The organism is Roseivivax sp. THAF197b, assembly GCF_009363255.1.
Classification (GTDB): Bacteria; Pseudomonadota; Alphaproteobacteria; order Rhodobacterales; family Rhodobacteraceae; genus Roseivivax.
This window is the reverse complement of record NZ_CP045318.1, coordinates 2,309,862-2,331,582: the sequence shown is the minus strand read 5'-3', so window position 1 is coordinate 2,331,582 and position 21,721 is coordinate 2,309,862. Positions and strand designations below refer to the sequence as shown.

Sequence of the window (21,721 nt, the reverse complement as noted above, 5' to 3'; positions counted from 1 at the left end):
GTATCCGGACCAACGTTCGGCGCGCGCCAGGGACCAAATGCGATGATCCGAACGATCGAGACGAGGCAGGACAGGCGGGACACGAACGTGTCCGCATGCGGCCCGCTCGGCTGGTCATCGCTCAGACAAGACACAGGCTCATCAGGCCTCCGCTCCGACAGGGGCGGGGGCTTCAGGCCGTGCAAACGGACAATATGGCAAAGAAGATGCTCATCGACGCCACCCACGCGGAAGAGACCCGCGTTGTGGTGGTTGACGGAAACAAGGTTGAGGAATTCGACTTCGAGTCGGAAAACAAGCGGCAACTTGCAGGCAATATCTACCTCGCAAAGGTAACCCGGGTCGAACCCTCTCTGCAGGCGGCCTTCGTCGATTACGGCGGCAACCGCCACGGTTTCCTCGCTTTCTCGGAAATTCATCCCGATTATTACCAGATCCCCGTCGCCGACCGTCAGGCTCTGATGGAGGAAGAAGAAGCCCAGGCCCGCGCCGAGGCCGAGGACGAACAACCCAAGCCAAAATCGCGCCGCCGCTCCCGGTCGCGCAAGCCCGAGGCCGAGAAGGCCGTGTCGGACGACGCGGTGGCGACGAAGTCCGCCGATGGCCCTGCGGGCATGGAAACCATCGATCTCAGCGATGAGGATGCGGGCGAGGTCAGCGACGACAGCGAAGGTCTGTCGCCGATGGAGACCGTCGCCGAAACGCCGGTCGAAGAGCCCGAGGCAGACACGCCCTCCGACGACGATGCGGGCGGCGAGGCCGGTGCTGACAAGGCCGAGGCCGCCTACGATGGCGAAGAAGGGGACGAGGATGCCCGCTCTGACGCGACATCGCGCGACGAATCCATCGAATCCGTCGCCGATGACGACACCGAGGAAGACATCCGCCCGGCCCGCAAGCCCCGGCCGCGGCGCTACAAGATCCAGGAAGTCATCAAGGTTCGCCAGATCCTGCTGGTACAGGTCGTCAAGGAAGAGCGCGGCAACAAGGGTGCTGCACTGACCACCTACCTGTCGCTTGCGGGGCGCTATTGTGTGCTCATGCCGAATACCGCGCGCGGTGGCGGCATCTCCCGCAAGATCACCAATGCGGCCGACCGTTCCAAGCTCAAGGAAATCGCGGGCACGATCGAGGTGCCGAAAGGCGCGGGCCTCATCATCCGCACGGCGGGCGCCAAGCGCACCAAGACCGAGATCAAGCGCGACTATGAATACCTGCAGCGCCTCTGGGAGCAGATCCGCGAGCTGACGCTGAAATCCATAGCACCCGCGAAGATCTACGAGGAGGGCGATCTGATCAAACGCTCGATCCGCGACCTCTATAATCGCGAGATCGACGAGGTCTTCGTCGAGGGCGAGCGCGGCTATCGCATCGCCAAGGACTTCATGAAGATGATCATGCCGTCCCATGCCAAGAACGTGAAACTCTACAACGACCAGATGCCGCTTTTCGCGCGCTACCAGGTGGAATCCTACCTGTCGTCGATGTTCAACCCGACGGTTCAGCTGAAATCGGGCGGCTACATTGTGATCGGCGTGACCGAGGCGCTGGTGGCCATCGACGTTAACTCCGGCCGCGCCACCAAGGAAGGCTCGATCGAGGAGACCGCGACCAAGACCAACCTCGAGGCGGCCGAAGAGGTGGCGCGCCAATTGCGTCTGCGCGATCTCGCGGGCCTCATCGTGATCGACTTCATCGACATGGACGAGCGCAAGAACAACGCGGCCGTCGAGAAGAAGATCAAGGAAAAGCTGAAAACCGACCGTGCGCGCATCCAGGTGGGCCGCATCTCGGGCTTCGGACTGATGGAAATGTCGCGCCAGCGTCTGCGCCCCGGCATGATCGAGGCGACGACAGCGCCGTGCCCGTCCTGCCATGGCACGGGACTCATCCGTTCGGACGATAACATGGCGCTGCAGATCCTGCGCCAGATCGAGGAAGAAGGCACGCGCCGCCGCTCCAAGGAGGTCTGCGTCAAGGCGCCTGTGGGCATCGCCAACTTCCTGATGAACCAGAAGCGCGAGCACATCGCCCAGATCGAGGCGCGCTACGGCATGGCCGTGCAGATCGAAGGCGATCCGTCGCTGGTCTCGCCCGATTTCTCGATGGAGAAGTTCAAGACCGCCTCGCGCACCGTGCCCGAAGCGATGGCCCCGGTCGTATCGGTGGACACGTCGATCATGGACGCGATCGACGCCGATGAAGCAGCCGCCGCCAGCGAAGAGCCCGATCCGAGCGAGGCACCGCCCGCGCCCGGAGCAGACGCCGCTCCTGCACCGGCCGCTGCCTCGGAAGACGGGGAACAGAAGCCGAAAAAACGCCGCCGCCGTCGCCGTCGGAGCAAGAAGTCCGGCAATGGCGAGGGGCAGGAGAACGGTCAGGATAATGGCCAGGACAACGGTCAGGACCACGCCGCTGGGGCCGATGGAAACGCCGCGCCTCAGAATGGCGGGTCCGAGGGATCGGATGCAAAGACCGAGCCCGAGGCCGCCGATGTGAAAGAGGCCGCTCCGGCTGCCGACGCCACGGCGGAGGCCGAGACCCCGCCCGAGAAGCCCAAGCGCACCCGGACGCGTAGCCGCAAGAAGGCGGCCTCTGCGCCGGTCGACGGAGCGGAGGCCGCGGCGAGCGCGCCGTCTGAGCCCGTGGCCGACAATCCCGAGGAGCCGGTGGCAGAGGAGGCGCCCAAGCCCAAGCCGAAGCGCCGGTCGCCCAGCCGCAAGAAGGCGCCCGAGCCTGCCTTGGCGGACGAGGCCTCCGATGCGGTGGCCGAGACGACGCCCGATCCCGAGCCGCAGCCCGAGGCTGTGCCGGTCGATGCCAAGATCGAAGACGCGCCTGCCGCGCCGGAACCGGCCGCCGTGGAGACCGGCACCGCGCCTGAACCTGCGCCTGCGCCCGAGGAGACAGCGACAGCGGTCGAGCCCACGCCTGCGCCCGAAGAGGCTGCTGCGTCGGCCGTCGAACCCACGCCTGCGCCCGAGGAGACTGCGTCAGCGGTCGAGGAGGTGCGCTCGCTCGAGCCCGCGGACGCCACGACAGAGACCGCAGACGAAGAAGAAGCCGCCAAGCCCAAGAAGCGCGGCTGGTGGAACCTCGGTCGTTGAGCCTGCGCTGACGAGGTGCTGAAATAGGAAAGGCCCCGGGATCCAGATCAGGATGCCGGGGCCTTTTTCATTGGAAGGTCATGAGAAGAGCGCCGTTGCGCCGGGCTCAGCGCTTTTCGATGACCCAATGCATCGCAGACCCTTCTGCGCGCTGCTCGACCAGCGCATGCCCGCTTTCCTGGCAGTAATGCGGCATGTCGACGATGGCCGCCGGATCATCGGTCGTGACGGCGATCCGCTCGCCCACGTCCAAGGCGGAGAGTCTCTTGCGGGTTTTCAGAACGGGCAGGGGGCAAAGCAGGCCCCGGGCATCGAGCTCATGTATCATGAGACCTGAGCTAGGCGCTCGCCCCACGGCTGTCCAGCGCGATATTTCAATCATACCACGGCCATGTGACGCAGGCGGACGTGACGCCGACGCGCCGATAGCCTAGGTCTTGGGCCATGTTTGGAATCGAACTCATCGACGCGGGGCTTCTGCCCGCCATGATCGTCGCGCTCATCGCGGGCGGGCTGTCCTTCCTCAGCCCCTGCGTCCTGCCCATCGTGCCGCCCTACCTGGCCTACATGTCGGGCGTCAGCGTGTCTGACATGCAGGGCGGCGGATCGGCCCGCGCGCGCGCGGGCATGGCCGCGCTTTTCTTCGTGCTGGGTCTGTCCACGGTCTTCGTTCTGCTGGGCTTCACCGCGTCCTGGCTCGGCTCGCTCTTCCTGCAGCATCAGGTGCTTCTCGCGCGGATATCAGGCCTTGTGGTCATCGTGTTCGGTCTGCATTTCCTCGGGCTGTTCCGCATTCCCTTCCTCGACCGGGAGGCGCGGATCGATGCGGGAGATAGCGGCGGATCGGCGTTCGGCGCCTACGTGCTGGGTCTCGCCTTCGCCTTCGGATGGACGCCCTGCATCGGCCCGCAGCTGGGGGCGATCCTGTCTCTTGCGGCCTCGGAGGCCAATGCGACGCGCGGTGCGCTTCTGCTGGCGATCTACGCGGCGGGCCTGGGTATTCCGTTCCTGCTGGCGGCGATCTTCCTGACCCGCGCGATGGGGCTGATGAACCGCATCAAACGGCACATGGCGCTGATCGAGAAGGTCATGGGCGCGCTTCTCGTGGCGGTGGGCCTCGCGCTGGTGACAGGCGCGTTCACGGCCTTCTCCTTCTGGCTGCTCGAGACATTCCCGGCGCTTGCAGCGCTTGGTTGAGCAATGTGGCGCGCGGCGCGACTTTCGCGGACCAATCGCCAAATCGTGCATAAATCGCCTTAAACGCGCCGCGAAGCCGCGTTAGCCTTGGCGCGCGGTATGGAGGACAGACCATGGGCGGCAGCCGGGGCGAGCAGAGGGCAGAGGTGGCGCGGCGCCGGGTGTTCTACATCCCGGGCTACGATCCCATTCATCCCCGCCGCTACCGCGAGCTTTATCGCAAGGAAGGCGCCGCGCAGGCGGAGATCTCGGGCTACGAGATCGCGCTGACCCCCAAGACCACGAAGGGGCCTTATGGCTGGCATGTGGAGACCGTGATCGACGGCCATGCAGCCTCCGCCGATTTAGAGGTTCTGGTCTGGTCGGATATTGTGCGCGGCTCCATGTCCACTTCGATCCCGGCGACCTATCTGAGCCTGGTGCGTACGGCCTGGACCTATATTGCCTCCGGCGCGCTTCGGCGTCTGATGCGGCTGCGCAAGGGGCCGGTGATCGCGGCGCTCTACCCGATCGGGATGCTGCTCTTGCAAGCGCTGATCGCCCTGGCGGCGTTCTGGGGCATTTACGCGGCCGCGCAGCTCATCGGTCCGTTGCCGGACCTCCTCGCCCGGATCGTGGGCGGCGTCTTGGGCCTTGCCGCGGGGATTGCAATTCTGCGGTGGTTCAAGGCCAAGGACGGCAAGTTCTTTGCATATTACCTCATGCATGATTATTCCTATTCAGCCCGGCACAAGGGCGCCAACCCGCCCGATCTCGAAGCGCGAATGGCTACCTTCGCCGACCGGATCGCCGAGGCCCTGCGCGAGGATGTGGACGAGGTGCTGGTTGTCGGCCACTCCTCGGGCGCGCATCTGGGCGTGTCGATTTTGGCTGACCTCATTCGTGCAAAGCGTGTGCCCTCAGATGGACCGCAGCTTGCATTTCTGTCGCTGGGGCAGGTGGTACCGATGGTGTCCTTCCTGCCTGACGCGCACCGGTTGCGCGCTGATCTGCACTATCTTTCGGCCCGCGAGGAGCTGACATGGGTCGATGTGACGGCACCCGGTGACGGCTGCGCCTTCGCGCTCTGCGATCCGGTGGCCGTCTCGGGCGTGGCCCCCGCGAACAAGCGCTGGCCGCTCGTCTTTTCCGCGCAATTCACCCGGTCGCTCAGCCCCGAACGCTGGAAGGAATTGCGCTGGCGGTTCTTCCGGCTGCACTTCCAGTATCTCTGCGCCTTCGACCGCCCGCGCGATTACGATTACTTCCAGATCACGGCGGGACCGGTCAGCCTTGCCACGCGCTACGCGGATCGCCCCCCTTCGGCCAGCCGGATCGACGTGCCCGTGTCGAAATTCACGTCCATGGCGGCATGACGCCACCGAAGCCCCGATCCCGACCGGACCGCGTGTCGCTCTGGCGTTATGCGCGCCTTTTTCGCGAGGACATCCTGTCCGCGCAGCCCGCACGGCTTTATCGCGCGTGGATGGCGGAGTTTCGCACGCCCTTTTTCCGGTCCTATCTGCTGAACCAGCCCGATCTGGTGAAGACGGTGCTGAAGGACCGTCCGCGCGATTTCCCGAAATCGGACCGTGTGGGCGAAGGGCTGCGCCCGCTTCTGGGCGACAGCGTCTTTCTGACCAATGGCGCCACCTGGGAGCGGCAGCGCCGGATCATCGATCCCGCCTTCGAGGGCGGGCGGCTGCGCGACACCTGGGGGCCGATGTGGGCGGCGGGGCAGCGCGCCGTGTCGCGCCTGCAAGACCGCGCGGGCGCGCCCGTGGAGATCGAGGCCGAGACCAGCCACGCCGCGGCGGATGTGATCTTTCGTACGCTCTTCTCCATCCCGATCGAGGATGAGATCGCGCAGGCGGTCTTTCGCGAATTCCGTACCTATCAGCGCAGCCAGCCCATTCTGAACATAGCGGCCTTCATCCCGCTGCCGCGCTGGCTTCCACGCTTTTTCCGCGCGGACACGAAAGCCGCCGCGACGCGCATTCGCAGCCTGATCCGGCAATTGACCGAGCGGCGCATGGCCGAGATCGCGGCAGGCACGGCGCCTGACGATCTGGCCACGAAGATCATGACCACGCCCGATCCCGAAACGGGCCAGACCTTCAGCACCGAAGAGATGGTCGACCAGGTCGCGATCTTCTTCCTGGCGGGGCATGAGACATCGGCCTCGGCCTTGGCCTGGGCGCTTTATCTCTTGGCCACGCATCCCGAATGGCAGACGCGCGTGGTCGAGGAGGCCGCCGCTCTCTCGGGCGATTTCTCGGAGATGAGCCGCCTCAAGGTCAGCCGCGACGTGTTCCGCGAGACGCTCCGGCTTTATCCGCCGGTGCCGATGATGGTGCGGGAGGCGCGCTGCCCGGAACGCTTCCGGGACCGGGAGATCCGGCGCGGCGCGCAACTTGTCCTGAGCCCGTGGCATCTGCACCGGCACGAGCGGTTATGGGAGATACCCGACGCATTCGACCCGGCCCGATGGGCGACCGAGAACGGCAGGACCTGCGCCCGCGAGGCCTACATTCCGTTCTCCGCAGGCGCGCGGGTCTGTCCCGGGGCGGGGTTTGCCATGGTCGAGGGGCCGCTTTTGCTGTCGCTGATCGCGCGGGCCTTCGAAATCACGCCCGCGCCGGGGGATATCCCCGAGCCCGTGGCGCATCTGACGGTCCGCGCGCGGGACGGCATCCACCTGATCCTGCGCCCGAGGGGCAGATAGCGCCGCGCCAAATCAAGGGTTTAGCGCTAAACTTAGCGCTAACGCTCGCCTCCTCTCTCTATCCTTGGCCGCTCGGTTGTCGTATCCCTAGGGCAGATTTTTTCCGATAGAGGATGACGCGCATGGCCCCGAACCCTGAAATCTTTGCTGCCCAGAAGGCCCGTATGATCGAGGGGCAGGGGTTCATTGCCGCGCTCGACCAATCGGGCGGTTCGACCCCGAAGGCGCTGCGTCTCTACGGCGTCGAGGAAGACGAATACGATGGTGAAGACGCGATGTTCGCGGAGATCCACCAGATGCGGTCCCGGATCATCACCGCCGCGCCGTTTTCGTCGGAGAAGGTGCTGGGCGCGATCCTGTTCGAGAAGACCATGCGCGGCGTGGTGGACGGCAAGCCCACCGCAGAGACGCTTTGGCACGGGCTCGGCATCGTGCCGTTCCTGAAGATCGACAAGGGGCTCGAGGAGAAGGCAAACGGCGTGCAGCTGATGAAGCCGATGCCAGGTCTCGACGGGCTTCTGGGCGAAGCGGCGGGCCTTGGCATTTTCGGCACGAAGGAACGCTCGGTCATCCACGAGGCCAATGCCGACGGGATCGAGGCCATCGTCGCCCAGCAATTCGAGGTGGCCCGGCAGGTGATCGCCGCGGGCCTCGTGCCGATCCTGGAGCCCGAAATCGACATCCATTCCCCCACGAAAGAGGCCGCGGAGGACATGCTGCTGGCCTCGATCCTGCGGCATCTGGAGACGCTGGAGGATGGACAGGACATCATGCTGAAGCTGACGATCCCGTCCAAGCCGGGCCATTACGATGCCGCGGCAGATCATCCGCGTGTGCTTCGGGTGGTGGCGCTGTCGGGAGGCTATTCGACGGACGAGGCCTGCGAGCGGCTGTCTAAAAACCCCAAGATGATCGCGAGCTTCAGCCGAGCGCTGACCGAAGGTCTGTCGAAGAAGCAATCGGACGAGGAATTCACCGCGGCACTCGGCTCGAATATCGACAAGATCCACGCAGCGTCCGCCGCCTGATCCAGCGGGGCGGAGGCCGGATCGGCCTCCGCGCATGTCATGTAAAAAGCGCCCCCGAAATCGGGGGCGCTTTTTACGTGTCTGGTCTGCGTGAAGTGCGCGGCGCTCAGTTCTGCAGGGAGTAGAGATAGGCCAGAAGGTTGGCGCGGTCGCCGTCATCCTTCACGCCGGGATAGCTCATCGAGGTGCCGGACGCGTATTCGCGCGGATTGAGAAGCCAAGCGTCGAGCTCCTCGGGCGTCCATTGATTGCCCTGCAACTCCTGCAAGGCGGAGGAGTAGCGGAAGCCGTCGATCGAGGCGATATCGCGCCCGACAATGCCCACGAGATGCGGGCCGACGCGGTTCTGTTCCTGCTCGGCCACGTGGCACGCGCGGCATTGGTTCCAGACGCGGCTGCCGGCATCGGCATCCCCATCGAGATAGGCCATCTGTGCTTCGGGCCAGGCTGCATCGCCCTCGGCGGAGGCGGTTTCCTCGGTGGCTTCTTCTTCGGCGGGGGCTTCGGCGGTGTCCTCGGAGGTCTCTTCCTCGGCGGGGGCTTCAGCGGTGTCCTCGGAGGTCTCTTCCTCGGCGGGGGCTTCAGCGGTGTCCTCGGAGGCCTCTTCCTCGGCGGGGGCTTCTGCAGTCTCCTCGGAGGTCTCTTCCTCGGCGGTGTCCTCGGAGGTCTCTTCCTCGGCGGGGGCTTCTGCGGTGTCCTCGGAGGCCTCTTCCTCGGCGGGGGCTTCAGCGGTGTCCTCGGAGGCCTCTTCCTCGGCGGGGGCTTCTGCAGTTTCCTCGGAGGTCTCTTCCTCGGCGGGGGCTTCAGCGGTGTCCTCGGAGGTCTCTTCCTCGGCAGGGGCTTCTGCGGTGTCCTCGGAGGCCTCTTCCTCGGCGGGGGCTTCTGCGGTTTCCTCTGGAGCCTCTTCCTCGGCAGGCGCTTCGGCGGTCTCGTCCGGGGTTTCCGTCTCCGTGCCCTCAGCCATCTCCGCGGGCGCGTCTTCCTCGGCGGGTGCGTCTGCGGTCTCCGCAGGCTTTTCCGGTGCGCTCATTTCGGCGGGTGCGTCCGCGGTCTGCGGGTCGGGCACGACAAGCGCGTGCCAGGCTGCCAGAAGCACGAGGCCGCCGCCGAAGACGGCAATCCCGCCCAGGATGGCCTGGTCGAACGGATCCTTATCTTTGAACATGGGGTGATCTCCTTACTGTCCTACGAAGGAGATGGAGCAATCCGGCGCGTTGGAAAGGTTTGAGGCGCAACCTTCAAGATGCAGGCCGATCTCCGCCAGCCGTGCCGGAGGATTCGATGGGAGACGCTGCGGCACGGTCCCCCGCGCCGCAGCGCTGCTTTTAGCTGCCCGCGCGGGCCAAGGCCTGATCGAGATCCGCGATCAGATCCTCCGCATCCTCGATCCCGATGGAGATCCGCACGACATTCGGGGCCGCCCCGGCTGCGACCTGCTGCTCTTCGGTCAGCTGACGGTGCGTGGTGGAGGCCGAATGGATCACGAGGCTGCGGGTATCGCCGAGATTGGCGACATGGCTGAAGAGCTCAAGACTGTCGACGAAGGTCTTGCAGGCTTCGTAGCCGCCTTTCAGTGTCACAGTGAAAAGCCCGCCCGCCCCCTTGGGACAGATCCGCGGCACCCGGTCGTAATAGGGCGAGGAGGGCAGGCCCGCATAGGTCACGGCCTCGACGGCGTCGTGGTTTTCAAGCCAGCCCGCTACGGCCTCGGCGTTTTCCACATGCTTTTTCATGCGCAGGCTGAGTGTCTCGATGCCCATCAGCGTGTAATGCGCGGCCTGCGGGTTCAGCGTCATCCCGAGATCGCGCAAGCCCACGGCGATGCCGTGGAAGGTGAAGGCGAGGTTGCCGAAGGTCTCGTGGAACTTCAGGCCGTGATAGGCGGGCTCGGGCTCTGACAGAGACGGGAACTTGTCCGAGGCCGACCAGTCGAACTTGCCCGAATCGACCACGACGCCGCCCGTGACCGTGCCGTTGCCGGTCAGGAACTTGGTCATGGAATGCACGACCAGCGTCGCGCCATGCTCGATCGGACGGCAGAGATAGGGCGTGGCGGAGGTGTTATCGACGATGAGCGGCAGGCCCGCCGCGTCCGCGACCTTGGCGGCGGCATCGAGATCGGTGATGTAGCCGCCGGGATTGGCGATGCTCTCGCAGAAGACCGCGCGCGTGTCGTCGTCGATGGCCGCCGCAACGGCGTCCATGTCGTTGAAATCGACGAATTTCGCCGACCAGCCGAAGCGCTTGATGGTCTGGCTGAACTGCGTGACCGAGCCGCCGTAAAGCCGTGTCGAGACGACGATGTTCTTGCCCGGACCCATCAGCGGGAAAAGCGCCATGATCTGCGCCGCGTGCCCCGACGAGCAGCAGACGGCGCCCACGCCGCCTTCAAGCATCGCCATCTTCTCCTGCAAAACCGCCACCGTGGGGTTCGTGAGGCGGGAATAGATGAAGCCCACCTCCTGAAGGTTGAAGAGTGCGGCGGCGTGATCGGCGTCGCGGAAGACGTAAGCCGTGGTCTGGTAGATCGGCGTCTGGCGCGCGCCGGTGGCCGGGTCGGGCCGGGCGCCCGCGTGGATCAGCAGCGTGTCGAAGCCGTATTGCGGTTGATCGGTCATGTCATGGGTCTCCAATTTCCCTCTCCGAGGCGCACGCTAGGAGATCGTACAGGGGGAGGAAAGAGCCACGATGCGGGATTGGCGCGGCATCGCCGTCCTTATGTGGTAGTATGAAGAGTGATTGAGGCGGTCTGCACAGCCGGGAACTATCCCATTCGGAGGGCGTCCCATGATCATGCGAGTATTCCAGGTTCAGATCCGGCCCGGCAAGGAAGCGGCCTTTGAACGCTTCTTCCGCGACACGGCCATCCCCCTGATGAAATCAACCGACGGTCTGGTCGAAATCCTGCCCGGGGCGGCCCGCGCGGATACCCCGCGGAATTTCTGCTTCGTGATGATCTGGCGCGATCTGGACGCGCTTCGGGATTTCGTCGGGGATGACACCAACAGTCCGCATATCGACCCGGCCGAGGCCGAGTTGGTGGAGCACAGGATGATCCGCCATTACGACCTGGTGCAGGTCTGACGCGTCAGCGCATCCAGAAGCCGTTGCGTTTGATCTTGTTGCGGATGGCCTGTTCCTTGCGGGGCAGGTCGTTCTGATCGAAGAGCGCGCGGACCTTGGCGCCGCGGCCCTGGTAGATCATGCGCTTGATGGGCTCGTATTCCTTGAGCACCTTCTTGACCTTGTTGGGGGCGGTGATCGCCTCCAGCGTGTCGATCACGCTTTGATCTTCACGCGCATAGAGCATGGGGAGCATGCGGTAATGGCAGGTCGTCCGCCCATCGAGCCATCCGGGCTCCAGCGCGTCGCGCCCGCCGCCAAGCCCGTGGATCACAAGCGGCAGGGCCACCTGATCGAGCCAGGGATCGAGGCTCTGGCAGATGAGCTCGGCGGGCGGGTCGTCGCGTATCGTCAGGGCGTAATCTAGGAACCGTTCGGCGAAGGGGCGGGCGGCCTTGTAGTAGAAGAAACCCGCATTGAAATAGAGATAGCGCTGCCAATACTCGTCGGGCTGGCTGAGATCGAGCGAGCTGTCGAAATCGAGGCCGAAGCGGTCGTAGAGGCTTTTCCAGATGGCGCTGTAGCCCGGCCCGTAAAGCTCGATCTCGGGCCAGGTGCCTTCGCGCTTCATGGACGCCGTCGGCTTGGCGTAATCGATCGGCACCTCCGACAGATCGCCGGTGATAAGCGTGTCGGTGTCGAAGAAGAGGAACGGCTCCTTTTCGGGCAGGGCGAACAGCGCCTCGATCTTGTTGCCGTAAGGATAGGCATGGCCGAAATGGCGGCTCTCGAAAGGCAGGAAGGTCGCGCCCTGATCCTCCAGCAGCGCGCGCAGCTCGGGCGACTGGATGCGCGGGTCGTGATGCCAGAGGGGGCCGGGCTGCGGCTCCGCGATATAAAGGCGGAACCGGTCGCCCGTGGTGTGGGCATTGAGCGACAGCGCAAAGAGCGCGGCCTCATAGCCGAGCCGCCCTTCCTGTCCAACGATCAGAAGATTGACCCGGCTGGGCGGGGCTTTCCTGCGTGCCATCTCGACTGCTCTTGCCGTTTTGGCGGCACACTAGCCGGGATGGCGCGGGCGGCAAAGAGCCGGTTTTGCAATTGGCCGCCCGCTGTGGCCGATCAGAGCGTGATGGGCGTCATCACCTCGGGCTCGATCACGTTCACGCCCGGAAGGCCCGCCTTCAGCGCGTCCGCCGATTGCTCCAGCGCGGGGAAGGTCTTGTAATGGCAGGGAATGACCGTCTTGAAGTTGAAGAAGGTCTTGGCCGCATAAGCCGCGCGTTTCATGTCCATGGTGAAATGCCCGCCCGCGCAAAGGATGCCCGTGTCGGGCGCGTGCAGATCGTTGAAGACCTTCATGTCAGCCATCACGTCCGTATCGCCCGAGACATAGACCGTGTGCCCGTCCGCTTCGATCATGTAGCCGCATTCGGAGCCCGTCGCGACCGGACCGGCCTCGGTATTGAAGGTCGAGGAATGGGTGGCATGGACCATCGTGACCTTGACGCCCGCAAGATCGACCGTCCCGCCCTTGTTGAAGCCCATGGTCTCGAGGCCTTGGCTGCCGAGATATCCGGCCAGATCGGCAATGGCCACGACCGGCGCGCCGGTGTCGCGAGCGATATCCATGACCTCGTCGGCGTGATCGAAATGCGCATGCGTCAGCAGGATATGCGTGGCGCCTTCGAGGGCCGCCGCGCGCTGGTCATCGGGGAAAGCCGGGTTCCCGGCGAGCCAGGGATCGAGCAGGATGACGGCATCTGCGGCCTCGATGCGGAAGGACGCATGGCCGAGGAAGGTGATTTTCATGGGAGTCTCCTCTTGGTCGCGTGGATTGCTGCGAAGCATAGCGTGTCTGCGCCCTGTGACGAGGGGGGCATGGAGCCCGGACCGGCCGGGGCATTGAGCCCCGTCCGCCCCGGACGAGAGGCCGGCCTCTCGTGCTCTCCGACGTTTTCGGGAAAGGTGAAGCACGGGCAGGGGCTGCGATGGGTAGGTGGCGCGGGCCCCTGCTGCGGGGGCCGCTGCCGGGCAAACAAGTCGCGTCATGGGGCGGTTGCGCGACCCCTTGGGAGAAAGCCGCGCATTTGATCTTGAGGGCGGCTTGCGGGGCGGCGGTGCGGGCGATAAACGCACAGCAACATTCCGCATAGCAAAGAGGTCGTCGCCCATGTCGATCGACGAAAAGACCGCCGCCCATGTGGCCAAGCTTGCCCGGATCCAGGTGGATGCGGCGCGGCTTCCCGAATTGGCGCAGGAATTCAACACGATCCTCGGCTTCATCGAGCAGCTCTCGGAAGTGGATGTCGAGGGGGTCGAGCCGATGGTTTCTGTCGAGCCGATGCGCCTCAAGCGGCGCGAGGATGCGGTAACGGATGGCAATCAACAGGCCAAGGTCCTGTCGAACGCGCCCGATGCGCGCGAAGGCTTTTTCGCGGTCCCGAAGGTGGTGGAATAATGTCCGAGCTGACGAAAATGACGATTGCGGGCGCGCGCGACGCGATGGCCAAGGGCGACGTGACGAGTGCGGAGCTGACCGAGGCCTGCCTGTCGGCCATCGACGGCGCGGATGCGCTGGGGGCCTTCGTGCACAAGACGCCGGATCTGGCGCGCGAGATGGCGTCTGCCGCCGATCAGCGCATCAAGGCGGGCGAGGCCGACAAGCTCACCGGCATTCCGCTGGGTATCAAGGATCTCTTCTGCACCAGGAGCGTGCCTTCCCAGGCGGCGAGCCGCATCCTCGAAGGCTTCAAGCCGGAATACGAATCGACCGTGAGCGGCAAGCTCTTCGATGCGGGCGCGGTCATGCTGGGCAAGCTCAACATGGACGAGTTCGCCATGGGCTCTTCGAACGAGACCTCGGTCTATGGCAATGCGGTGAACCCCTGGCGCGTGGACGGCCAGGACCTGACGCCCGGCGGCTCCTCGGGCGGATCGGCGGCGGCGGTCGCGGCCGATCTCTGCCTCGGCGCCACGGGCACCGATACGGGCGGCTCGATCCGCCAGCCCGCGGCCTTCACCGGCATCACCGGGCTGAAGCCCACCTACGGGCGCTGCTCGCGTTGGGGGATCGTGGCCTTTGCCTCCTCGCTCGATCAGGCGGGCCCGATGGCAAAGGATGTGCGCGACTGCGCCATCATGCTCGAGGCGATGTGCGGGCATGACCCCAAGGATTCCACCTCCGCCGATCTGGCCGTGCCGGATTTCGAGGCGATGCTGACCGGCGATATCCGCGGCAAGACCATCGGTATCCCGCGCGAATACCGCATGGACGGGATGCCCGACGAGATCGAAGCGCTTTGGGCCGAGGGCCGCAAGATGCTGGAGGATGCGGGCGCGAAGATCGTCGATATCTCGCTGCCGCACACCAAGTACGCGCTGCCCACCTATTACGTGATCGCGCCTGCGGAGGCGTCGTCGAACCTCGCGCGTTACGATGGCGTGCGGTTTGGCCATCGCGCGAAGCTCGCCCAGGGCGACGGCATCACCGAGATGTACGAAAAGACCCGCGCCGAAGGCTTCGGTCCCGAGGTGCAGCGCCGCGTGATGGTCGGCACCTACGTGCTGTCCGCGGGCTTCTATGACGCCTATTACAATCGCGCGCGCAAGGTCCGGACCCTGATCAAGCGCGACTTCGAGGAGGTCTTCGCGCAAGGCGTCGATGCCATCCTGACGCCCGCGACGCCGTCGGCGGCCTTCCCGCTGGGCCAGGCCGACGATGCCGATCCGGTCGCGATGTATCTCAATGATGTGTTCACCGTGACCGTGAACCTTGCGGGACTTCCGGGTATATCCGTGCCTGCGGGCAAGGATGCCAAGGGTTTGCCGCTGGGCCTGCAGCTGATCGGACGGCCCTGGGAAGAGGGCGATCTGCTCAATACCGCCTATGCGCTGGAAGCGGCGGCAGGCTCCGTGGGCAAGCCCGAGAAATGGTGGTAAGGCCCGGGCCATTCCCCGAGAGGAGCGACGCGAAACCATGCGCAACCTGATCCTGATTCCCGCGGCTCTGGCCGCCCTCGCGGCCTGCAGCCCGTCCATCCCCGATAGCGGCGCGGGCGTGGGCTTTGACAATTACGACAATTACGACGCCAATCAGCGCGCCGCGGTCGATGCGCAGCTGCAGGGCCGCACCAATATCCAGCCGCCCGCGCAAGGCACTGAAACCGGCGGCGGCGATGACGTGGCCGAAATGGCCGCACGCGCACTCGGCTCGGAGACGAATTCCGGCCAGACGCCGCTCGAGGCCTCGCCCTCGAACCCCTCGCCGCAAGTGGTCTCCAACGCGGCCGGCATCTCCGGCGAGCAGGATTTCGACGCCGTTTCGGGCGAACGCTCCATCGAACAGGATGCGGCGCTGATCGCGCAGAACCGCGCGCAATACCAGGTCGTCCAACCCGGCGCGGTGCCGCAGCGGGAAGGTAATGAAGGGCCGAATATCGTGGCCTATGCGTTGCAGACCACCAATGCGGTGGGTCAGCCGCTTTACCGTCGCGGGGCCTTCAGCTCCAAGGAGAAGGAGCAGCGCAATTGCCGCCGCTTTGCCTCCGACGATCTGGCGCAGGAGGCATTCCTTGCCGCCGGCGGGCCCGAGCGTGATCGCGAAGGCCTCGATGCCGATGGTGACGGCTTTGCCTGCCGGTGGAACCCGGCGGTCTTCCGTTCGGTGCGCGGCTGATCCCCGAACAGCACGCTTCACCCAATCACGGGCCCCGGCGCGATGGCGCCCGGCCCGACCATGTGGTCTTGCATTATACCGCCATGCAAAGCGCCGAGGCCGCGCTGAAGCGCCTCTGCCTGCCCGAGGCGGAGGTCTCGGCGCATTATCTCATCGCCGAAGACGGGCGCGTCTGGCAGATGGTCGACGAGACGGCGCGCGCCTGGCATGCGGGGGCCGGCTGCTGGCGCGGCATTTCGGACATGAACTCCCGCTCCATCGGCATCGAGCTTGCCAATACCGGCGCGCAGCCCTTCGCGGAGCCGCAGATGACCGCGCTCGAAGCGCTCCTGCCCGGGATCATGACGCGCTGGGACATCGCACCCGAAGCGGTCATTGGCCATTCGGACATGGCCTTGGGCCGCAAGATCGATCCCGGCTCCCGCTTCGATTGGCGACGGCTGGCACGGCGGGGCCTCTCGATCTGGCCCGACCCGGCCGATCCGGGCGATTTCCACCAAGACGCCGCGCGCTTCGGCTATCACTGGAACGCGGGCCAGGAGGACGCGCTCCTCGCCGCTTTTCGCGCCCGTTTCCGTCCCGGCGCGACCGGCCCGCTTTCAGATCACGACCGCGCCATCATGGCAGGCCTTGCGGCGACCTGGCCCGCCGCTCCCTGACGCGCCACGCCCTGTTACGACCGGACGATAAATACCTCCGGAGGTCTGGAGGCAGAGCCTCCAGCGGATCCGATGCCAGGGGCATCGGATCAGATCAGGGCTCGCAAAGGCTCACTCCACCTCGTAGGGCAGCACGCCGCGATGATCCGGCGCGATGGACAGGGACCGCTCCAGCGGCGGGACCGAGCGTTGATGACACATCTTCCGCTCACAGATCCGGCAGGAAATCCCGATCGGCTCGAAGGCCTCGGCGCGGTTCACATCGAGCCCGTCCGCATAAACGAGCGCGCCCGCATGCGCCACTTCGCATCCCAGCGCGATGGCGTAGCGCCGCACCGGCGCGCCGAAATGCCCGCCCGGCTTCGAGACGTCCCGCGCAAGACTGATATACCGTACGCCGTCGGGCGTCTCCGCCAGCTGCCGCAAGAACCGCCCCGGCGTCTCGAAGGCGCGATGCACGTTCCACAGGGGGCACGCCCCGCCGAAACGCGCGAATTGCAGCCGTGTGGCCGAGTGGCGCTTGGTGATGGTGCCCGCCTGGTCCACGCGCACGAAGAAGAACGGGATGCCCTTGGCGCCCGGGCGCTGCAGGGTCGACAGCCTGTGCGCGACCTGCTCCACGGACGCATGAAACCGCGCGGATAGAAGCTCCAGGTCGTGCCGGACCTCTTGGGCCGCTGCGAGGAATGCCCGATAGGGCATGAGGGCAGCGCCTGCGAAGTAATTGGCCAGCCCGATCTTCGCGATCGCCCGCGCGCTCTCCGATTGAAATCGCGCGAGATCGAGCGTGGCCTCCAGAAGCTTGTCATGCTGGATCAGCGCGACCTGAAGCAGCAACTGGAAGGTCTGCGTCTCCGGCGGCACCAGCGCCGAGATGCTGAGCCGCCGCAAGGCGGGATCGTAATCCCTGAGCGTGGTCTCGCGCAGGAACCGCGTCTCGATCCCGAGGCCCGCGAAATGCTGCACGAGGGCGCGGCGCGGATCCTCCCCCGCTTGCAGCAATTTCGATGCGTGCTCCGCCGCGCGGTCCACCGCATCGATGTAATTGTCGCAATAGTGGAAGAAATCCCGCACCTCTTCCCAAGGCGAGGGCGCAAGCTGCGCGCCTTCGCGTCCCAAGGCCTCGTCGAGGGAGGCCAGCCGTTCATGGGTCTGCCGGTAGGCGCGGTGCAATTCCAGAAAGGCGCGCGCGAAGGATGGCGCGTTCGACGCCGTCAGCCGCAAATCCGCCAGCGGGGCCGCGTCGGTGAAGACCGGATCGGCCAGCGCCTCGCGCATGTCGGTGATCAACCGCTCGGCATCGCCCTGGCCCAACTCGGTCACGTCGAAGCCGAATTCCTGCGCCAGCGCCAGCATCACCGTCGAGGAGACGGGGCGATTGTTGTTCTCCATCTGATTGAGATAGGGCAGCGACACGCCCAGCTTGGCAGCGAAATCCTTCTGGGTCAGGCTCAGCCGCTGACGCAGCTCGCGCAATTTCGCGCCTGCATAGAGTTTCTGTTGGGCCATGGACCTGTCGCCTTTGCAAATGCACTGGCGTCAGTTTGCAAAAAGATCAGGCCGGGTCCAGCCGGTTGATTTGCCGCTCGCGCCGGATCACCACCAGGATCGACAGCACGCCAAGACAGGCGGTTCCCATCTGCAGCCAAAGAAGCGGCCAGGCCCCCGTGCCGGGTTGCAGAAGCGCTCCCGCAAGCGCCGACAGGGCCGCGCCGAGCCCGATCATGATCGCCCCCGAAAGCCCCGAGGCGGTGCCCGCCAGATGCGGGCGCACCGACAGCGCGCCTGCCGTGGCGTTGGGGATCGTCATGCCATTGCCCAGGCCCACGAAACACATGAAGCCGAAGAACGAGAGGGCCGATCCATATCCCAGCGCGAAGACCAGCATCGAGGCCGCGATGCCGAGACCGTTGATCATCGCCCCCATCAGGACCATGCGGTTCACACCCACATCCTGGCTGAACCGGCCCGACGCGAAATTTCCCAGGAAATACCCCACCGCAGGCGCGCCGAAATAGAGGCCTAGTTCGGCGGGCGTGAGGCCGAACACCTCGGAGCCCACGAAGGGCGCGCCACCGAGATAGGAGAAGAACGCCCCCGACGACATGCCCGCGGCCAGCGCGTATCCCCAAAAACGGGGCGAGCGAAAGAGCTCGGGATATTCGCGGAATTGCTGGAGCAGCGTCAGGCCGGAGGGGCGCGAGGTCTCGCCCAGATCCCGCCAGGACAGCCAGAAGAGGGCAAGGCCGAGGATCAGCAGCAGCCAGAAATTGGCCTGCCAGCCGAAGACCTGATCCAGAACGCCGCCGATTGCGGGGCCGATCATCGGCACCACGGCCATGCCCATGGTCACATAGCCGATCATCGAGGCCGCCTGGTCTTGCGGCACCATGTCCCGGACGACCGCGCGGCTGAGCACCATGGCGGTCACGATGGCCGCCTGTATCATGCGGAAACTCAGGAAGACCCAGATATTGGTGGAGAGCACGCAGCCCAAGGTTGCGAGGCAGAAGATCGCGATGCCGCCCAGGATGACGGGCCGCCGTCCGATCTTGTCCGAGATCGGGCCGACAAGGATCTGCAACACGGCATTCACGGCGAGATAGACCGCGACCGACAGCTGGATGAGGCGGTATTCGGTATCGAAAAACTCTGTCATCTGCGGCAGGCTGGGCAGGAAAATGTTCATGGCCAGCGCGGAGATGCCCGCAAGCAGGATCAGCGTCGCGATATGAGGAGGCGTGCTGCGGTCGAGAAACCGGACGGGTTTGTGGTGGTCCATCCCTTGCGATTTAGGCAAGGCACGCTCCGAAGTCCATCGCGCCAAGGGGCTGGAAAAGCGTCCTTGCAAAAACCGGGACTGGTCGGACGTTCTTAACGCCAGTCACTTTGCTGAATTGCAATTAGCGCATCGTCCGTTTTCCAATATTTGCAAATTTGCGGTATTTTCCTTGTCGCACGCGCCGCCTTTTGGCAAAGCAAACCAACCGGACATGGGAGCGGGCGATGAAAGACATCCTTCAGGAACTCGAGCATCGGCGCGCAGAGGCGCGTCTCGGCGGCGGCGAAAAGCGCATCGATGCGCAGCATGCCAAGGGCAAGCTGACCGCGCGCGAGCGCATCGAGCTTCTGCTCGACGAGGGCTCGTTTGAGGAATTCGACATGTTCGTCGCCCATCGCTGCACCGATTTCGGCATGGAGAAGCAGCGCCCCTATGGTGATGGCGTCATCACCGGCTGGGGCACGATCAACGGCCGTATGGTCTATGTCTTCAGCCAGGATTTCACCGTCTTTGGCGGCTCGCTCTCGGAAACGCACGCCCAGAAGATCTGCAAGATCATGGACATGGCGATGCAGAACGGCGCGCCCGTGATCGGGCTCAACGATTCGGGCGGCGCGCGCATCCAGGAGGGCGTGGCCTCGCTCGCGGGCTATGCCGAGGTGTTTCAGCGCAACATCATGGCCTCGGGTGTCATCCCGCAGATCAGCGTCATCATGGGGCCGTGTGCGGGCGGGGCGGTCTATTCGCCTGCCATGACCGACTTCATCTTCATGGTGAAGGATAGCTCATACATGTTCGTCACCGGCCCCGACGTGGTGAAGACCGTCACCAACGAGGTCGTCACCGCCGAAGAGCTGGGCGGCGCTTCCACCCATACCAAGAAATCCTCGGTCGCGGACGGCGCCTTCGAGAACGATGTCGAGGCGCTCGCCGAAGTGCGGCGTCTGGTCGATTACCTGCCGCTCAACAATCGCGAAAAGCCGCCCGTCCGTCCCTTCTTCGACGAGCCGGGCCGCATCGAGACCTCGCTCGACACGCTGGTGCCCGAGAATGCGAACACCCCCTACGACATGAAGGAGCTGATCCTGAAAGTCGCGGACGAGGCCGATTTCTACGAGATCCAGGAGGATTTCGCGAAGAACATCATCACCGGGTTCATCCGTCTCGAGGGGCAGACCGTGGGCGTCGTCGCCAACCAGCCGATGGTCCTGGCGGGCTGTCTTGATATCGACAGCTCGCGCAAGGCGGCGCGCTTCGTGCGGTTCTGCGATGCCTTCGAAATCCCGATCCTGACCTTCGTCGACGTGCCGGGCTTCCTGCCGGGCACGGGGCAGGAGCTGGGCGGCGTCATCAAGCACGGCGCGAAACTGCTCTTTGCCTATGGGGAGGCGACGGTGCCGAAGGTCACGGTCATCACCCGCAAGGCCTATGGCGGCGCCTATGACGTGATGGCCTCCAAGCATCTGCGCGGCGATTTCAACTATGCCTGGCCCACCGCCGAGATCGCGGTGATGGGCGCCAAGGGCGCCACCGAGATCATCCACCGCGCGGATCTGGGCGATGCGGAGAAGATCGCGGCCCATACCGCGAGCTACGAGGACCGGTTCGCCAATCCCTTCGTCGCCGCCGAGCGGGGGTTCATCGACGAGGTGATCCAGCCGCATTCCACGCGCCGCCGGGTCAGCCGGGCCTTTGCGTCACTCAGGGGCAAGAAGCTGCAGAACCCGTGGAAGAAGCACGACAATATTCCGCTGTAGGCCGATTCGCCGCACGTCGCGCATTTGCGCGGATTTTTGCCACGATTCCGGGGTTTTGAGAGCTTTATGACCGCCTATCACGGAAAACGCCGAAAAATCGGGCTTGATGTGCCGACCTGCATTGGTCAGTCTCCCGGCAAACGCCCAAAGCCTCGGCAGAACGATTGCGATCCGGGGTTTCGACAGGACGCCCAAGTGGCGATCTGTCCCGCGGGCGTACAGGATGCGGGTTCGTCCCGCCATTCGGCAGCCTCGGCGGGAGGAGCCCGGAAACGGGGTCGGGGCTGCCACCTATCCATCCATCGTGACAACCGGACAATACTGGGTGCGTTCGCCCTGCTTGCGGCTGCCGCATCTCCGGCCATGGCCTTGGAAGACCCGATTGCGCTGCCCTCGGGCCTTGTGGCCGATTTCCAGGAATTGCGCATCGAGGCGCGAGACGGGCAGGGGGCGCTGGCCCGCTTCCGTTTTGTCTCGGAGGATCTTGGCACCGTCGCGCCCGATCTCGACGTGTTGGCCGCCGATATGGATTACCTTTGCGACGAGGTGGCCTTGCCCGCGATCCCCGTCGAATTTCCCGACCCTGGCCGGATCGTCATCTCCATCGGTGCCACAGCAACCGAGTTCGGAACCGCACGCCCGGATATTCTGCAAGTCTTCGAGGCCTACCGCGTCGAAGATGATCGCTGCATGTGGGAGGCTTTCTGATGGCCGCACAATATCTTGTTTGTCCTCAGGGCCTTGCG

At 65.0% G+C, this 21,721-nt stretch carries 19 protein-coding genes; 12 read left to right on the top strand and 7 right to left on the bottom strand.

All coding sequences use genetic code 11. From position 1 onward, the window contains the following. Nucleotides 1-194: 194 nt before the first annotated feature. Complete coding sequence (locus FIV09_RS11365) at nucleotides 195-3,107, top strand: ribonuclease E/G (RefSeq protein WP_152450057.1); 2,913 nt, start codon at nucleotides 195-197, stop codon at nucleotides 3,105-3,107. A gap of 106 nt (nucleotides 3,108-3,213) precedes the next feature. On the opposite strand, the gene FIV09_RS11360 is transcribed toward FIV09_RS11365, so the two are convergent. Continuing rightward, a complete protein-coding gene (locus tag FIV09_RS11360) occupies nucleotides 3,214-3,435 on the bottom strand; it encodes a sulfurtransferase TusA family protein (protein WP_152450056.1) in 222 nt (73 codons plus the stop codon). Between the two features lie 116 nt (nucleotides 3,436-3,551). Here FIV09_RS11360 and FIV09_RS11355 point away from each other — a divergent pair, with 116 nt between their 5' ends. The 4 genes from FIV09_RS11355 to FIV09_RS11340 all read left to right on the top strand — a co-directional run bounded on the left by FIV09_RS11355 (nucleotide 3,552) and on the right by FIV09_RS11340 (nucleotide 8,036). Further along, complete coding sequence (locus FIV09_RS11355) at nucleotides 3,552-4,304, top strand: cytochrome c biogenesis CcdA family protein (RefSeq protein WP_152450055.1); 753 nt, start codon at nucleotides 3,552-3,554, stop codon at nucleotides 4,302-4,304. A 113-nt stretch (nucleotides 4,305-4,417) separates the two neighbouring features. After that, nucleotides 4,418-5,659: a hypothetical protein gene (locus tag FIV09_RS11350; protein WP_152450054.1), complete on the top strand. Its 1,242-nt coding sequence runs from the start codon at nucleotides 4,418-4,420 to the stop codon at nucleotides 5,657-5,659. Next, nucleotides 5,656-7,008 (top strand): cytochrome P450, encoded by a 1,353-nt coding sequence (locus tag FIV09_RS11345; protein WP_152450053.1) that lies wholly within the window; start codon nucleotides 5,656-5,658, stop codon nucleotides 7,006-7,008. Before FIV09_RS11350 ends, FIV09_RS11345 begins: the two co-directional genes overlap by 4 nt. A gap of 122 nt (nucleotides 7,009-7,130) precedes the next feature. Then, a complete protein-coding gene (locus tag FIV09_RS11340; protein ID WP_152450052.1) occupies nucleotides 7,131-8,036 on the top strand; it encodes a fructose bisphosphate aldolase in 906 nt (301 codons plus the stop codon). A gap of 106 nt (nucleotides 8,037-8,142) precedes the next feature. Here FIV09_RS11340 and FIV09_RS11335 read toward each other — a convergent pair whose 3' ends face one another. Then, the gene (locus tag FIV09_RS11335) at nucleotides 8,143-9,201 is read right to left on the bottom strand and encodes a cytochrome c family protein (protein ID WP_152450051.1); all 1,059 of its coding nucleotides are present in this window, start codon (nucleotides 9,199-9,201) and stop codon (nucleotides 8,143-8,145) included. Nucleotides 9,202-9,361: 160 nt separating this feature from the next. After that, complete coding sequence (locus FIV09_RS11330; protein WP_152450050.1) at nucleotides 9,362-10,654, bottom strand: O-acetylhomoserine aminocarboxypropyltransferase/cysteine synthase family protein; 1,293 nt, start codon at nucleotides 10,652-10,654, stop codon at nucleotides 9,362-9,364. A 169-nt stretch (nucleotides 10,655-10,823) separates the two neighbouring features. On the opposite strand from FIV09_RS11330, the gene FIV09_RS11325 reads away from it, so the two are divergent. Beyond that, nucleotides 10,824-11,120 carry an antibiotic biosynthesis monooxygenase gene (locus FIV09_RS11325; protein ID WP_152450049.1) on the top strand — a complete coding sequence of 99 codons (297 nt, stop codon included), beginning with the start codon at nucleotides 10,824-10,826 and terminating at the stop codon, nucleotides 11,118-11,120. A gap of 4 nt (nucleotides 11,121-11,124) precedes the next feature. Here FIV09_RS11325 and FIV09_RS11320 read toward each other — a convergent pair whose 3' ends face one another. Next, a complete protein-coding gene (locus FIV09_RS11320; protein ID WP_152450048.1) occupies nucleotides 11,125-12,129 on the bottom strand; it encodes a hypothetical protein in 1,005 nt (334 codons plus the stop codon). A gap of 92 nt (nucleotides 12,130-12,221) precedes the next feature. Next, the gene (locus FIV09_RS11315; protein WP_152450047.1) at nucleotides 12,222-12,911 is read right to left on the bottom strand and encodes a metal-dependent hydrolase; all 690 of its coding nucleotides are present in this window, start codon (nucleotides 12,909-12,911) and stop codon (nucleotides 12,222-12,224) included. 361 nt (nucleotides 12,912-13,272) lie between these two features. Here FIV09_RS11315 and gatC point away from each other — a divergent pair, with 361 nt between their 5' ends. From gatC to FIV09_RS11295, 4 genes are read left to right on the top strand one after another with little or no spacing between them, the layout of a single operon-like run. Continuing rightward, complete coding sequence (gene gatC, locus FIV09_RS11310; protein WP_152450046.1) at nucleotides 13,273-13,560, top strand: Asp-tRNA(Asn)/Glu-tRNA(Gln) amidotransferase subunit GatC; 288 nt, start codon at nucleotides 13,273-13,275, stop codon at nucleotides 13,558-13,560. Next, nucleotides 13,560-15,041 (top strand): Asp-tRNA(Asn)/Glu-tRNA(Gln) amidotransferase subunit GatA, encoded by a 1,482-nt coding sequence (gene gatA, locus FIV09_RS11305; protein ID WP_152450045.1) that lies wholly within the window; start codon nucleotides 13,560-13,562, stop codon nucleotides 15,039-15,041. Before gatC ends, gatA begins: the two co-directional genes overlap by 1 nt. A gap of 37 nt (nucleotides 15,042-15,078) precedes the next feature. After that, nucleotides 15,079-15,777 carry a hypothetical protein gene (locus FIV09_RS11300; RefSeq protein ID WP_152450044.1) on the top strand — a complete coding sequence of 233 codons (699 nt, stop codon included), beginning with the start codon at nucleotides 15,079-15,081 and terminating at the stop codon, nucleotides 15,775-15,777. After that, nucleotides 15,741-16,436: an N-acetylmuramoyl-L-alanine amidase gene (locus FIV09_RS11295; protein WP_152450043.1), complete on the top strand. Its 696-nt coding sequence runs from the start codon at nucleotides 15,741-15,743 to the stop codon at nucleotides 16,434-16,436. The genes FIV09_RS11300 and FIV09_RS11295 overlap by 37 nt, the downstream gene beginning before the upstream one ends. 111 nt (nucleotides 16,437-16,547) lie before the next feature. Here the strand turns inward: FIV09_RS11295 and FIV09_RS11290 are convergent, their stop codons facing one another. Together FIV09_RS11290 and FIV09_RS11285 are read right to left on the bottom strand one after the other, a co-directional pair. Further along, nucleotides 16,548-17,945 (bottom strand): short-chain fatty acyl-CoA regulator family protein, encoded by a 1,398-nt coding sequence (locus FIV09_RS11290; protein ID WP_152450042.1) that lies wholly within the window; start codon nucleotides 17,943-17,945, stop codon nucleotides 16,548-16,550. A 46-nt stretch (nucleotides 17,946-17,991) separates the two neighbouring features. Further along, the gene (locus FIV09_RS11285) at nucleotides 17,992-19,218 is read right to left on the bottom strand and encodes a multidrug effflux MFS transporter (RefSeq protein ID WP_152450041.1); all 1,227 of its coding nucleotides are present in this window, start codon (nucleotides 19,216-19,218) and stop codon (nucleotides 17,992-17,994) included. 224 nt (nucleotides 19,219-19,442) lie between these two features. Between FIV09_RS11285 and FIV09_RS11280 the strand changes: the two genes are divergently transcribed. Further along, nucleotides 19,443-20,975 carry an acyl-CoA carboxylase subunit beta gene (locus tag FIV09_RS11280; RefSeq protein ID WP_152450040.1) on the top strand — a complete coding sequence of 511 codons (1,533 nt, stop codon included), beginning with the start codon at nucleotides 19,443-19,445 and terminating at the stop codon, nucleotides 20,973-20,975. A gap of 363 nt (nucleotides 20,976-21,338) precedes the next feature. Next, on the top strand, nucleotides 21,339-21,683 hold the full coding sequence (locus tag FIV09_RS11275; RefSeq protein ID WP_152450039.1) for a DUF6497 family protein: 345 nt from the start codon (nucleotides 21,339-21,341) through the stop codon (nucleotides 21,681-21,683). Nucleotides 21,684-21,721 lie beyond the last annotated feature (38 nt).